This is a genomic window from Streptomyces rectiviolaceus, from assembly GCF_039533825.1.
GTDB classification, from domain to species: Bacteria; Actinomycetota; Actinomycetes; order Streptomycetales; family Streptomycetaceae; genus Streptomyces; species Streptomyces rectiviolaceus.
Window position 1 is genome coordinate 113,738 of record NZ_BAAAUG010000148.1, and the last position, 13,884, is coordinate 127,621.

Genomic DNA, 13,884 nt, shown 5'->3' on the forward strand with positions numbered 1-13,884 from the left:
AAGGGGTGGCACTCAGTGCCAATGCTCGATCATTCATGAGGTGAACTCACATCTGAGTATGGCCCGCTCATTCGAGCGAATCACGGGGTCTACGGGAGTTGCGCCTTCAAGACTTGAATGCATCCTCTCGGATCGAGCTACCGCTGAGTCACTTTCGATCTACTGGCGGACGGGTGGTTACAGCCGTATGACGCACAAGTGGACGTACCCAGGTGCCTTCGATCTGGGTATGTTCCTCGCCGTCAGGGCAGCCACCGAGTCCTCGAGGAGTCGAGACCCGTGTCGGAAAACAAAGATCCCCACGTAGCGCAGAGCGATGCGAGCGACAGCGATGCGAGCGATGCGGCCGTGAAGTTCGTTTATGACTTCACCGAGGGCAACAGGGACCTCAAGGACCTTCTCGGCGGGAAGGGCGCGAACCTCGCCGAGATGACCAACCTCGGGCTGCCCGTCCCTCCGGGCTTCACGATCACCACAGAGGCCTGCAAGACCTACCTCGCCAGCGGCGAGGAGCCGGTCGAGCTGCGCGACGAGGTGAGTGCGCACCTCGACGCCCTCGAGAAGACCATGGGCAAGAAGCTGGGTCAGGCCAACGACCCGCTGCTCGTCTCGGTCCGCTCGGGCGCCAAGTTCTCGATGCCCGGCATGATGGACACCGTCCTGAACATCGGGCTCTCCGACAAGTCGGTGACGGGCCTGGCCAAGCAGTCCGGCGACGACCGCTTCGCGTGGGACTCCTACCGCCGTCTCATCCAGATGTTCGGCAAGACGGTCATGGATGTCGACGGCGAGCTCTTCGAGGACGCCCTGGAGGCCGCCAAGGCCGCCAAGAAGGTCACGGTCGACACCGACCTCGAGGCCGGCGACCTGAAGAAGCTGGTCACGAAGTTCAAGAAGATCGTCAAGACCGAGGCAGGGCGCGACTTCCCGCAGGACCCGCGCGAGCAGATGGACCTCGCGATCCGCTCGGTCTTCGAGTCGTGGAACACCGACCGCGCCAAGCTCTACCGCCGCCAGGAGCGCATCCCCGGCGACCTGGGCACCGCGGTCAACATCTGCTCCATGGTCTTCGGCAACCTCGGCCCGGACTCCGGCACGGGCGTCGCGTTCACCCGCGACCCGGCCAGCGGCCACCAGGGCGTGTACGGCGACTACCTGACGAACGCGCAGGGCGAGGACGTGGTGGCGGGCATCCGCAACACCGTCGCGCTCGCCGATCTCGAGCAGATCGACAAGAAGTCGTACGACCAGCTCATGCAGATCATGGAGACCCTCGAAACGCACTACAAGGACCTGTGCGACATCGAGTTCACCATCGAGCGCGGCCAGCTGTGGATGCTGCAGACCCGCGTCGGCAAGCGCACCGCCGGTGCCGCATTCCGCATCGCGACGCAGCTCGTCGACCAGGGCCTGATCGACGAGGCCGAGGCGCTGCAGCGCGTCAACGGCGCGCAGCTCGCGCAGCTGATGTTCCCGCGGTTCGACGAGGACGCGAAGGTCGAGCAGCTGGGCCGGGGCATCGCCGCGTCACCCGGTGCCGCGGTCGGCAAGGCGGTCTTCGACTCGTACACGGCCATCAAGTGGTCGCGTTCCGGCGAGAAGGTCATCCTCATTCGCCGTGAGACCAACCCCGACGACCTCGACGGCATGATCGCGTGCGAGGGCATCCTGACCTCGCGCGGCGGCAAGACGTCGCACGCGGCCGTCGTCGCCCGCGGCATGGGCAAGACCTGCGTCTGCGGCGCCGAGGAGATCGAGGTCGACACCAAGCGGCGGCGCCTGACCGCGCCCGGCGGTGTGGTCGTCGAGGAGGGCGACGTCGTCTCCATCGACGGCTCGACGGGCAAGGTGTACCTCGGCGAGGTGCCCGTGGTCCCCTCGCCGGTCGTCGAGTACTTCGAGGGCCGGATGCACGCGGGTGCCGACGACGCCGACGAGCTGGTCGGCGCCGTGCACCGGATCATGGCGTACGCGGACCGGGTGCGCCGCCTGCGGGTCCGCGCCAACGCGGACAACGCCGAGGACGCACTCCGTGCCCGCCGCTTCGGCGCCCAGGGCATCGGCCTGTGCCGCACCGAGCACATGTTCCTCGGTGAGCGCCGCGAGATGGTCGAGCGCCTGATCCTCGCCGACGCGGACAACGAACGCGAGGACGCTCTCAAGGAGCTCCTGCCCCTCCAGAAGCGCGACTTCGTGGAACTCTTCGAGGCGATGGACGGCCTCCCGGTGACGGTCCGTCTCCTGGACCCGCCGCTGCACGAGTTCCTCCCGGACATCACGGAGCTCTCCGTCCGGGTCGCTCTCGCGGAGTCCCGCAAGGACTCCAACGAGAACGACCTGCGCCTGCTCCAGGCCGTGCACCGCCTGCACGAGCAGAACCCGATGCTGGGCCTGCGCGGCGTACGCCTGGGTCTGGTCATCCCCGGCCTGTTCACCATGCAGGTACGGGCGATCGCCGAGGCCGCGGCCGAGCGCAAGAACGCCAAGGGCGACCCGCGCGCGGAGATCATGATTCCGCTCGTCGGCACGGTCCAGGAGCTGGAGATCGTCCGCGAGGAGGCCGAGCAGGTCATCGCGGAGGTCGAGGCGACGACCGGCGTGCAGCTGAAGCTGGCGCTCGGCACCATGATCGAGCTGCCGCGTGCCGCGCTCACTGCGGACCAGATCGCGGAGGCCGCCGAGTTCTTCTCCTTCGGCACGAACGACCTCACGCAGACCGTCTGGGGCTTCTCGCGCGACGACGTGGAGGCGAGCTTCTTCACGGCGTACCTGGAGAAGGGCATCTTCGGGGTCTCCCCCTTCGAGACCATCGACAAGGACGGCGTGGGCAAGCTGGTGAAGGACGCGGTCAAGGCCGGCCGCGCCACCCGCCCCGACCTGAAGCTCGGCGTCTGCGGCGAGCACGGCGGCGACCCGGAGTCCGTCCACTTCTTCCACGAGGTGGGCCTGGACTACGTCTCCTGCTCCCCGTTCCGGATCCCGGTGGCCCGCCTGGAGGCAGGCCGCGCGGCGTCCGAGTCGGCGGGCAGCGACCACCGGTAGGTCTCCGGGCCCGGTAGCTCTCCGGGCAACCGGTAGAACTCCGGAGCCGACGCCGTGTCCCCGACCCTCACCGATGCGGCATCGGCTCCGGTTCACCAGGAAGGGGCGGCACCCTGTGCGGGGGTGCTGCCCCTTCGGGCATGAGCTCGCGGCTCCGCGCGGGATCTTCGCGCGGGCCTTGACGCGTTGCTCCATGCGGGCCGGACGGGCGCACCACTGCGAAGCGGCCTAGGTGCGACGCAGTGTGGATGCGGCAAGCAACGGTCCGAGGGCCATGAGGACGAACCCGGCGACCACCATCGGGTTCCCGTCCGGTGCCAGGCGGTGCAGCTGATCGGTGCTCAGCACGTCGGCGGGGCCGTGAGAGTCGTAGACCACTTCGATCGGGCGCCCCTCGACCGCCCGGGGCAGCGGCGGCGATGTGGGCAGCTCCGCCGTGACGGAGTCGGCGCCACCGGTCGGGCGGAAGCGCACGGTGATGTCGGTGGTGCGGCCGTCGGCGTCGGTGGCGACCGAGACCGTCTCGGCAACGACGGGCACGCCCCGGGAGTACAGCGTGGTCACCAGGGTGTGCCCGGTGTACCCGAAACAAGTGACGACGACCGACCCGAGGACCACGAGCAGTGCCGCCAGGTACAGCCGCTTGCGACGCCATGGCGCCATGCGGCGCGGAGCCTGTGCGGTCATGCCGCCAGCGTGACCGGCTCGTGTGCCGGTGCGGTGACGTCCACGTCCGGCCTGCGCCACAGTCCTCTAATGCCCTGCGGGGGTGGCGTCGTGACGAAGTGCCAGGTAGATGCGACGAGGCAGCACCCTGTCCGGGGTGCTGCCTCGTCAAGCAGGAGCAGGACCTATCTCAGCCCGTCAGCCTGTCAGCCCGTCAGCTCGTCTGCATGGGAACGGCAAGCCACTTGTAGGCGATCCAGCCGGTCTCTCCCTTGTGCGGGCCGCTGAGGACCTTCAGGAAGGCCCACTTGCCGCCCGCGGCGGTGCAGGTGACGTACACCCGGCGCCCCTCGCCCACCGTCCCCTTGGCCGTGTAGCCGGTCCCGGGGCCCGTGCGGAACTTCACCGTGGTGTCCGTCTGGGAGTAGTAGTTCTCGACATTCTTCGTGCAGGCGCTGGAGCCCACCGCGGACGCGGCCGGCGCCAGCGCGACGGTGCCACCCGCCACCACGGCGCCGACAGCGGCCACGCCGGCGAGTCGGGCGGCGATCCTGTGCTTCGTCACTTGTTGCCTTCTCTTCAGTTCTCGAGCGCTACAGCCACAGCGGTACTACCGCCGTAGCTTCTGTATGCGCAGGTCAGGGCAGGCAAGACCGAGGCCCGGCCCAAAACCGGGCTCAGTTCGCCCCCGCTCAGGCAGCCTCGCGCACCGCCCCAACATTTCCCCAACACGCGGTTCTGGCCGGGTGGGTGTGGTTCGGGCGGGTGTGGCCGGAGGCATCAGCTAGGGGCTCCTGCGAGCCCGGACCGCGCTTGTGTACGTGTCGCGGGTCAGGTCTTCCTCGGAGTCGATGCCGATTTCGGCGAGGACGCCGCGGATGGCGTCCAGTGCCGCGGCCAGGTCCACCTCATCGACGATCGTCTCGACTTCGAGGAATGTGCCGTCGATCTCGGGTACGCGGACGAGGGTGGCGAGCATCTGCCGTCCGTGGGCCTCGAAGTCGTAGTTCCTGCACTGCTTCTCGAAGGCGATCACGGGCACATAGCCGAGCCCCCGGAGGAGGGCGTGCACTGCCTGAGGGTCCTCGACGCGCGTCTCGTGCTCGGGCTTCGACCCGGACGCTCTATCTACCGCGGCGTCCTTGAACGTGAGGACGGTGCGGCGCCCATCGGCCCCGTTCACCGTCCGCACGCGCAGTTCCTGATCCCGTTTCTCCAGGCCACCCGCCGGGTCGTCGTAGTAGGTGTCCTGATACACCTCGACGCGGGCCGCGGCGCGGTTGTCCAGTGCGCGCATGACCGCATCGGGAGCATGCACGCGAGCCTTCAACTCAGCTTCGATCACGCCCCGTTACCTTTCCGCCAGACGGTGCGCTCAGCGCCTTCCATCACCGCTTCGAACATTCTGCGGAACCCCCGGTACAGAGGTCCGTGCGGAGTCTCCATGACTTTGTACGTCGCCGATTCATGGCCTTCCCACCCGGCATCGAAGGCACTGACGAACATCGTGGAATCCGTGCGGATCAACCGCCAAGTGGGCAGCATGCGATACCGATAGACCTCGATATCGCAGTGGTCGGCGAGCTCGCGGAGCCGAGCCTCGGCCAGGCGCACGCCCCCGGCCAGCGATTCGGCGGACTCGCCGATCTCCGCGGCGCGTTGCACCAGAGCGTTGGAATCTGGATCGAGCAGCAGCACCCGCACGCGCAGATCCTTCCCGCCCTGCTCGCGCGGAAGGCACGCACGAAGGAGGGAATCGTTCAGCCCGATGAGGCCGAGGCCGCGCACAGCGAGCACATCCAACTCCGCTGCCTCCCGTGCCTGTTGCTGAATCTCCTCGCCTGCCGAGTGCTGAGTGGCGTACACGCGGACGACCTCGGGGAACGCAGCCAGGTCGAACGCCGCACCACCGGAATGCTTCTCCCGCCCTGCGGCGAGACCAAGGAGGTGGCGGGCATCGTCAGGCATGCGCAGTCCGTTGGCGATCCGCTCGTACACATCCAGCCGGGACACTTCCCGACGGCCGTTGATGATCTCGTTGACACGGCCCTGTGCCATACCGACCGCAGTCGCGATTCTCGCCTGGCTTGCCCCGGCGTACTGCTGTACGCAGCGGAACACGGCGCCTATGTTCCGGGCACGCAGGGCTTGGCGTACCTCGGCACGCTCCCATGCCCAGTCGGGCAGTTCGATCGGTTCGAGTGTCGTTGACATGGCGCGGCCCCGGTATCCATGAATGGGAGGAAAAACCATCCCACCGTGAGATTACCGGTGGGGGATCGAGTGAACACCGTGAGTCACAGCATTCTGACCGCATGACGAAGAATCCCTCGCTGGAGTGGATGCCCGGCGGCCGGACCGTATCCATGCGGGCCGCCGGCAAGTGGTGGGACGCCGTCCGCGTTCCGCGCGGTATCGGCCTCGACGCGCTCGACCGCCTCGGCGACTACACAGGCGCCGTCATCGAGGATCCATCGAGCGCCCGGCTCTACTGGCTCGTGCCGCCTGGGGAGGCCGATGGCTGGAGCCTGCCCGTAAACGCTCAAGTCCTCGTGCTGGGCGGCACGGCGTACGTTGCCGTGCCGGGCCCGGAGTGCACGTTCGGCCCGCGCTGGCGAGTACCGCCTACCCAGGGCGACGCGCTCACGGACACTGTGCGACTGCACGCAGCACTCGCTGCCGCGGCGGCCCACGCGGTTGGTCCCCGGGCTCGGAGCGGAGCGCTTCGGGTGAGCGGGGCAAGGACTGCCGAGCGGGTGGACGAGGCATACAAGGCGTGGCTCGACCACCTCTATGCGTGCCACGGGTGCAGCACGGGAATCGCCTACTGCCCGGGCGGCGAGCAGCTGCGCCACGTATGGAGAGAGGCGCGGCAACCATGATCTGTGCCCCGCCAGGTCACGCTCTCTTGAGGTGATGAAAGGGGTGAATTAGGTGCAGGATGGATGTAACAAGGAGGAATTAGCCATGCGCAAGAACCTCCGCCGAATCTCATCAGCGTTCATCGCGGCGGTCGCCGCCGCCGGGCTCACCCTCGGCGCCGGCTGCGGCAGCGATGAGAGCAGCGGGCCTGCACCGAAGAGCGAGTCCACCACGGAAGAGACGCCACAGAAGAAGCAGGAACCAGAGGGCAAGAGCGAACGGGCGGACCTCGTTCGCTTCAAGCTCGACGACCGTTCGCAGGGTGGATTCACCAACATCTGGGTCGTGTGGACGATCAAGAACAGCAGCTCCGACAAGTCCAACTACACATGGGACTGGGAGGCAGTCAACGTCAGTGGCACCCGGGTGGAGAATGGCTCGCAGTTGGAGACTGACGTGCAGCCCGGCCAGACTGCGACGGGCGAGTACCCCACGACGCTCAAGAGCGCGCAGGACATCAAGCTCAACATCACCAGCTTCGACCGCACTGCCAGTTACTGACCAAAGCAACGGTGCGGTTCAGTCAGGAAGCGGTCGTACGCCATGGGGTCGCCGATGGTGGAGGGGCCGGGGGGTCTCCCTGCCGTCCGTTTCTGTTGATTCCCTTGTGAAGTCGGGGAGTTGAGTGGTGTAGTCCACTGCCATGACGAACCTCTCCCGTCGCACTCTCATCACCGCGACAGCTGTCGCGGGAGCCGCCGTCGCCCTGCCGCTGCCGCTGCCGCTGCGGTTGCCCATCGCCCAGGCAGCGACCCGCGGCAACCCGCGCCCCGCCGTCATCCCCGCACTCCAGGAGTGGGAGGGCGGGGACGGGGCGTATCGGCTCAGCCAGGATTCGCGCGTCGTCGTCCCGGTGGCGGAAGCCGGGGAACTCCTCTCCCTTGCCCGGCAGTTGACCAACGACATCGCCGAAGTCACGGGGCTGGAGATCGCCTCGCCCCGGACCACCCGGCGCTCGCGGCCCGCCGAGGGTGAGATCCTGCTGCGGCTCGATCCGGCGGCCCGGCACGGCAAGGGCGGCGCGCTCTACGCCCGCGAGGGGTACGAACTCGCCGTCACGGGGCGGGATGTGACGATCACCGCCGCCGCCTATAGCGGTGTCTACTACGGGACTCGCTCTCTTCTTCAGATTCTGCTGCACGACGAACAGCGCTCCCGCGTACCGGTCGGCACCGCCCAGGACTGGCCCAACTACCGGCTGCGCGGCTTCATGCTGGACGTCGGGCGGCGCTTCTTCACGCCCGGGTTCGTGCGGGACTACCTGCGTGTCATGGGGTGGTTCAAGCTCAATGATCTTCAGCTGCATCTCAACGACAATGAGATCAAGGCTCCGGGCGGCGACTGGAGCAAGGCCTATGACGCCTTCCGGCTGCGGAGTGACGCCCCGGAGTGGGACGGGCTGGCCGCGCCCGACGGGTCGTACTCCCGCGCCGACTGGGACTCCTTCGAGGACACCGCCGCCCTGCACGCCGTCCAGCTCACCCCCGAGATCGACGCCCCGGCGCACTCACGCTCCTTCGTACGCTTCCGGCCCTCCCTCGGGCTCGACGGCGGCAACTCCGATCACCTCGACCTCGCCAAGCCCGAGACGACGGCCTTCATGAAGGAGGTCTTCGAGGAGTTCGTGCCGTGGTTCCGCAGTCCTGAGGTTCACTACGGGGCCGATGAATACACCGGGCCCGAGGCTCAGTACCGCGGCTACTTCAATGACATGGCCGATCACCTCCGCACCCTCGGCAAGCATCCGCGCGCGTGGGGGAGTCTGACCGAGATGGCCGGGTCGGCCGAGGGGTACGACCGGGACGTCACCATCCACAGCTGGAACAACGGGTGGTACGGGCCACAGGCCGCCAAGGCGGACGGGTACGAGATCGTGAATACGAACGACGGGCTGCTGTATGTCGTTCCGTTCGCTGACTACTACCACGGGAACGGGCTCGACGGCCGTTATCTGTACGACAGTTGGGAGCCGCACGTCTTCCCAGGGAAGGAGAGCCTCGCTCCCGGAGATCCCGCGCTGCGCGGTGCGATGTCCGCCGTCTGGAACGACCTCGTCCACGCCACGTACACCCAGCAGGACGTGCACGGGCTCATCGAGAAGACGTACGGCACGCTCGCCCAGAAGATGTGGAGCGGCGCCGCTCAGGGCCTGGCCTACGGGGAGTTCACCGCGCTGCTGCGGCGCGGATCCCTTGGGCCCGGCCTGACGACCGTCACTCCCACCCTCGCCGAGCCCGACCAGCTCGCCTTCGGCGCCCCCGCCACCGCCTCGTCCGGCGCGCACCCCTCGTACGCATCCGACGGCAACCCCGTCACCGCCTGGACCAGCGCCCTCGAACGGGGTGGGCCCTGGCTGCGGATCGACCTCGGGGAAGTGCGGGACGTGGCGCGGGTGAGGCTCGACTGGGGGCGTGAGCACGGGCGTTCGTACGACATCGAGGTGGCGGAGAACGGGGAGGAGGGGTGGCGGAGGGTCGCGTCCCGTCGCGGGCTCGATCAACTCGGCTGGGACGAGCTGGAGTTCACGGCCGTCAGGGCGCGCTATGTGCGGGTGCGGGGGCGGGAGAGGGGGCGTGTCCGGTGGACGCTGTGGTCGGCGCAGGTCTTCGACGCCCCTGATCTGGCGCGGGGGCGGACGGCGACGGCCTCGTCCGCGGAGACCGCGTCACTGGGTCCCGAGAACGCCGTCGATGGGGATCCGGCCACGCGGTGGGCCTCGAAGTACACCGACGGTGAGTGGATCGCCGTCGACCTGGGGGAGGCGCGCACCGTGCGGCGCGTGCTGCTGGACTGGGAGGCGGCGGCAGGACGGGACTATGACCTTCAGGTCTCGGATGACGGGGTGTCGGGGTGGCGGACCGTCGTCGAGCGGCGGGGGCGGTCGACGGCGGGTGTCGACTCCATCGACCTCGAACCCGTCACCGCGCGGCACGTACGCATGCAGGGCGTGAAGCGGCAGACGACGTACGGGTATTCGCTCCACCGCTTCGAGGTGCGCGGCTGAGACTCTGATGCCTGCCGCTGAGACCTCGTCGCCTGCCGCCGATCTCAGTCCTCCAGGAGCGACTTGAGGTCGGCGAGGCGCTCACGCCAGAACACCTTGTACGCCGCCACCTCCGCCGCGTCCCGCAACTTCTCGTGGCCGACGCCCACCACCGTCTTCTCCGGGCCCTTGACCGTGAGGGTCACGGAGATGCGGCCGCCGCCACCGCTCGCGTCCTTGAAGTCGGCGGTCACCGACTTGGCGGGGCGGTGCGTGCGGAGGGAGAGATCCACGTCGGGGAGCCAGCGGGCGCGTACGTCGTCGTCCGCGAACGCCTCGATGACGCGCGCCGCCGTGGCCTCGATCGTCTTGCTGCCGCTGGTCCGCCAGTCGCCCGTGCTGCTCTGGCCGACCTCGCGAAGGCCGCGCTCCTGTTCGTAGCCGACGGTCACGGACTGGGCGTACCAGCCGTCGACGGCGTGCTCCTCGCGGACGTGACGGGCGATCTCGGTGTGGCCGCGTGCGGTGGCGCCCCAGGCGTCGAGCGCCGCGAACCACTGCGGCCAGTCCTTGCCCGTCGCCTCGCGCAGCGCCTGGTCCGACAGCTTCTCGGTGATCCTCTTGCCCGTGCTTCCGCTCATGGCGCCGACGCTAGGACCGGCCACGCCCCGCCGCAAGACGGAACCGCAGGCGGCAGATGACCGCGTCCGTGTCCCTGCGGACGGCGTGCGCGAGGACCGAGCCGCGCTGGTTCTGGAGCAGGCGCTGCCAGACGTGGGCCGGCTCCACCTCGGGGATCAGGACGGTGACGCGCGTGGTGGGGTGGTACGTGTAGATCCTCTGTACGTACTCGGACACCGGCCGCCCGACCGTACGCGTCAGGGAGGTCAGCTCCACCAGGTCGATGCCCGGGTTCCACAGCTCCCAGTCGCGGCGCAGCGCCTCCGTGGCGCGCCGGTCATCGGCGTCGGGGTGGGTGACCGTGACCGCGCGCACCTCGTCGCCGAGCGACACGGCGGTGTTCAGGGCCTCGCAGGTGAGGCGGGACAGGTTCGAGACGGGGACGATGACCAGGGAGTGGTCGCGGTGCGGGGGCTCTGGGACACGGCCGAGGCCCAGGTCGTCGCCGATCCGGCGGTAGGCCCGGTGCACGGCCTCGAAGCAGAGCACGATCGCGGGCAGGGCGAGGACGATGAGCCAGGCGCCCTCGGTGAACTTGGTGGCCGTGACGACCACCGCCGAGATGCCGGTCAGCACCGCGCCGAAGCCGTTGAGCAAGGCCTTCGCGGGCCTGCCCGCCGCACGCCAGTGGAGCACCATCCCCGTCTGGCAGAGCGTGAAGCCGACGAAGACGCCGATCGCGAAGAGCGGCACGAGCGTGTTGGTGTCACCGCCGGAGAAGACGAGCAGCGCGGCCGATACGGCGGCAAGGGCGAGGACGCCGTGCCGGTGGACCTGGCGGTCGGCCTTCAGCGCGAAGACGTGCGGGAGGTAATTGTCCCGGGCGAGCAGGCTCATCAGGACCGGAAGACCGCCGAAGGAGGTGTTGGCGGAGAGGGCCAGCAGGATCATCGTCGCGAACTGCACCACGTAGAAAGCCCAGTTGTGGCCGAGCGACGCGTCAGCGAGCTGCGCCAGGACCGTGACGCCATCGACCGGCTGGAGCCCGAAGCGGGAGATCAGCACGGACAGGCCGATCAGCATCACACCCAGCAGCGCGCCGAGCGCGACCTCCGCGTGCTGGGCGCGTTTGACGCGCGGGGTGCGGAAGGACGGTACGGCGTTGGCGATGGCCTCGACGCCGGTGAGGGCGGAGCAGCCCGACGCGAACGCCTTCAGGAGGAGCAGCGCGCCGACGGCCGTGGCGTTGTCGGCGAGGGCCGACGTGTGGCCGTCTGCGGCGGCCGTGCTGACCGGCCCCTCGCGGAACAGGCCGACCACGATCATGGTCAGGATCGCGCCGACGAATATCGCGGTCGGGGCGATGAAGACGCGCGCCGAGTCGACGATGCCCCGCAGATTGACGCCCGTCACGACCACCAGGACGGCCAGGCATATCGCCACCCGGTCGCCGTACAGCTCCGGGAACGCGGAGGTGAGCGCCGCGACGCCCGCGGTGACGGCGACGGCGACGTTCAGGACGTAGTCGAGGACCAGCGAGGCCGCGGCGACCAGGCCCGCGCGGCGGCCCAGGTGGGTCTTGGCGGCGGCGTAACTGCCGCCGCCGTCGGGGAAGGCGGCGATCACCTGGCGGTAGGAGGCGACGAGTACGGCGAGCAGGGTGGCGATGCCCAGGGTCACCGGCAGGGTGAAGCCGAGCCCGTAGCCGCCCGCCGCCGCGAGGACCAGGACGATGGCCTCGGGTCCGTAGGCGACCGATGCCATCGCGTCCAGGGAGAGCGCGGCGAGGCCTTGGACGGCGGTCAGCCGGTGGCGGTCCTCCGGGTCTGCCGTGCCCTTGGGCTCGACATCCGGGGGCTTGACGGCCGAGGTCTCGGAGACGGTGGTCATGGGCGGGCCCTTCCAGGCTGGTTCGTTCGCTTGAGCGATGCCCAGCGTGGGCGGGCCTCCGGTGCACCGCACGCCCCCTTGGCGGCTCCTTGGCGCGTACGGCATGCATCTTCACGCCTCTTTGACGTGCGGCGTCAGCGGTACGTCAACGCTGCTGACTCGGCGGTGAGTCCGTCCTACGGTGCCGCACATGCGACATGACAGGGATGGGGACGGGGACGCACTGCGGGACGGGGATGTGCTGCGGGGTGGGGACGCACTGCGGGGTGAGGATGTGCTGCGGGGTGGGGAGGCGCGGGGCAGGGACGGTGTCGTGTCCGACCGGCGCTGGGCGGCAGATGTGCGGGCCGCCGTCTTCTGCGCCCTCGCGCTCTTCGCGCTGATCGTCCTCGTCGACTGGGCGAACGGCACGCTGGACGCGCTGCGGGGCGGGGTGTGGGCGGGGCTTTCGGGCCTGCTCTACCTGATCCTGCATCCGGTGCGGGTGACGGCGGGGCCGGGGTGGCTCGCCGTGCGTGGCCTGCTGCGCCACCGGCACGTCTGTACGGGGCTGTTGACCGCGGTGCGGCATTGCGAGGGGGTCGCGGGGCGGCTCGTGCTGTGCGACTCGCTCGGGAACCGGGTGGAGGTGGATCCGCGGGTGCTCGCGGAGAATCCGTTGCTGCTGCATCGGCTGGATGCGGGGGCGCGGGGCGCGCGGGAGCGGGGGCTGCTGCGGGCCGGGGCCGAGGTCCTTGGTCGCCTCTCGGCCCGGTTCGACGGGGATACGGCGAAAGGGGTCTTCGAGGCGTCCGACCTGCGGTAGGGGTGGGGCTCCGCCCCGCTGGACCCTCGACAGGATGTCCTCGATCGCCGGAGGTGCTGAAGGATTCAGCCCCTCAGCCCCTCCGGCGATCGACCGAGCCCCAGGACAGGGAGTCAGGCCGCGGCACCCCCGTCGATCACCAGATCCGCGCCGACCACCGAACCCGATTCGTCCGACGCGAGGTAGAGCACGGCGGCCGCGACCTCCTCGGTCGTCGAGACCCGGCCCAGCGGCGTCGCGGTCTTCATGCGCTCCGTGCGTTCGGCCAGGCTCTCGCCCGGGCGCAGCGACATGCTGGTGTCGGCTGAGCCGGGGCTCACGGCGTTGATCCGTACGCCGTCCCCGATGTACTCGGCGGCGGCGCCCTTGGTCAGCGCGGAGACGGCCGCCTTGGTGGTGCCGTAGCCGATCGTGCCCGGAACGCTGATGTGGGCGCCCAGCGTGGAGGAGATGTTCACGATGGCCCCGCCGCCGGGCTGTGTGCGCATCTGCTTCACCTCGGCCTGGAGGGCGAGCAGTACGCCGGTGACGTTGATGTCGAGCATCGTCCGCCACTCCTCCTCGGGCAGCTCCGCGACCGGCTGCCCGGCGCGCAGGACGCCCGCGTTGTTGACGGCCACGTCCAGGGAGCCGAACCGCTCGACGGTCGCGTCGACGAGCGCCGCGAGGTCGGCGGAGCGCGAGACGTCGGCGGTGACGGCGAACGCCGTGCCGCCGGCATCCTCGATGAGCCCCACGGTCTCCTTGAGCGGGCCCTCGGTGCGCCCGGCGACCACGACGTTGGCGCCCTCCGCGGCGAAGGCGAGCGCCATGGCGCGGCCGAGGCCGGATCCGCCGCCGGTGACGAGGGCCGTGCGGCCGGTGAACCGGGTGCGGGCTGCTGCTGAGGTCAAAGACATGACGGAGCTCTTTTCTTGAACGATCGGTTCAGTATGAGGGCGTGAAAAAAAGGGCG

At 69.2% G+C, this 13,884-nt stretch carries 12 protein-coding genes; 5 read left to right on the forward strand and 7 right to left on the reverse strand.

The annotated features are described in order from the left end of the window. The first annotated feature begins 279 nt into the window (after positions 1 to 279). Positions 280 to 3,042 (forward strand): pyruvate, phosphate dikinase, encoded by a 2,763-nt coding sequence (ppdK, locus tag ABD378_RS34435; RefSeq protein WP_425583921.1) that lies wholly within the window; start codon positions 280 to 282, stop codon positions 3,040 to 3,042. A gap of 228 nt (positions 3,043 to 3,270) precedes the next feature. Here the strand turns inward: ppdK and ABD378_RS34440 are convergent, their stop codons facing one another. The 4 genes from ABD378_RS34440 to ABD378_RS34455 form a co-directional block, all read right to left on the reverse strand. Next, positions 3,271 to 3,729: a DUF3592 domain-containing protein gene (locus ABD378_RS34440; protein WP_344527509.1), complete on the reverse strand. Its 459-nt coding sequence runs from the start codon at positions 3,727 to 3,729 to the stop codon at positions 3,271 to 3,273. A 193-nt stretch (positions 3,730 to 3,922) separates the two neighbouring features. Next, positions 3,923 to 4,273 (reverse strand): SH3 domain-containing protein, encoded by a 351-nt coding sequence (locus tag ABD378_RS34445; protein WP_344527511.1) that lies wholly within the window; start codon positions 4,271 to 4,273, stop codon positions 3,923 to 3,925. Between the two features lie 219 nt (positions 4,274 to 4,492). After that, the gene (gene cyaB / locus ABD378_RS34450) at positions 4,493 to 5,053 is read right to left on the reverse strand and encodes a class IV adenylate cyclase (RefSeq protein WP_344527513.1); all 561 of its coding nucleotides are present in this window, start codon (positions 5,051 to 5,053) and stop codon (positions 4,493 to 4,495) included. Beyond that, the gene (locus tag ABD378_RS34455; RefSeq protein ID WP_344527516.1) at positions 5,050 to 5,922 is read right to left on the reverse strand and encodes a helix-turn-helix domain-containing protein; all 873 of its coding nucleotides are present in this window, start codon (positions 5,920 to 5,922) and stop codon (positions 5,050 to 5,052) included. The genes cyaB and ABD378_RS34455 overlap by 4 nt, the downstream gene beginning before the upstream one ends. A gap of 101 nt (positions 5,923 to 6,023) precedes the next feature. On the opposite strand from ABD378_RS34455, the gene ABD378_RS34460 reads away from it, so the two are divergent. The 3 genes from ABD378_RS34460 (at position 6,024) to ABD378_RS34470 (ending at position 9,634) form a co-directional block, all read left to right on the forward strand. Then, positions 6,024 to 6,590 (forward strand): hypothetical protein, encoded by a 567-nt coding sequence (locus ABD378_RS34460; RefSeq protein ID WP_344527518.1) that lies wholly within the window; start codon positions 6,024 to 6,026, stop codon positions 6,588 to 6,590. 85 nt (positions 6,591 to 6,675) lie between these two features. Continuing rightward, positions 6,676 to 7,131: a hypothetical protein gene (locus ABD378_RS34465; RefSeq protein ID WP_344527520.1), complete on the forward strand. Its 456-nt coding sequence runs from the start codon at positions 6,676 to 6,678 to the stop codon at positions 7,129 to 7,131. 142 nt (positions 7,132 to 7,273) lie between these two features. After that, on the forward strand, positions 7,274 to 9,634 hold the full coding sequence (locus ABD378_RS34470; protein WP_344527523.1) for a discoidin domain-containing protein: 2,361 nt from the start codon (positions 7,274 to 7,276) through the stop codon (positions 9,632 to 9,634). Positions 9,635 to 9,678: 44 nt separating this feature from the next. Here the strand turns inward: ABD378_RS34470 and ABD378_RS34475 are convergent, their stop codons facing one another. Continuing rightward, positions 9,679 to 10,254, reverse strand: a complete 576-nt coding sequence (locus ABD378_RS34475) for an SRPBCC family protein (RefSeq protein ID WP_344527525.1) — start codon at positions 10,252 to 10,254, stop codon at positions 9,679 to 9,681. A 10-nt stretch (positions 10,255 to 10,264) separates the two neighbouring features. Next, positions 10,265 to 12,124 carry an APC family permease gene (locus ABD378_RS34480; protein ID WP_344527527.1) on the reverse strand — a complete coding sequence of 620 codons (1,860 nt, stop codon included), beginning with the start codon at positions 12,122 to 12,124 and terminating at the stop codon, positions 10,265 to 10,267. Between the two features lie 190 nt (positions 12,125 to 12,314). Here ABD378_RS34480 and ABD378_RS34485 point away from each other — a divergent pair, with 190 nt between their 5' ends. Further along, complete coding sequence (locus tag ABD378_RS34485; RefSeq protein ID WP_344527530.1) at positions 12,315 to 12,929, forward strand: hypothetical protein; 615 nt, start codon at positions 12,315 to 12,317, stop codon at positions 12,927 to 12,929. Between the two features lie 113 nt (positions 12,930 to 13,042). Here ABD378_RS34485 and ABD378_RS34490 read toward each other — a convergent pair whose 3' ends face one another. Then, a complete protein-coding gene (locus tag ABD378_RS34490; protein ID WP_344527533.1) occupies positions 13,043 to 13,828 on the reverse strand; it encodes an SDR family NAD(P)-dependent oxidoreductase in 786 nt (261 codons plus the stop codon). Between the last annotated feature and the right edge of the window lie 56 nt (positions 13,829 to 13,884).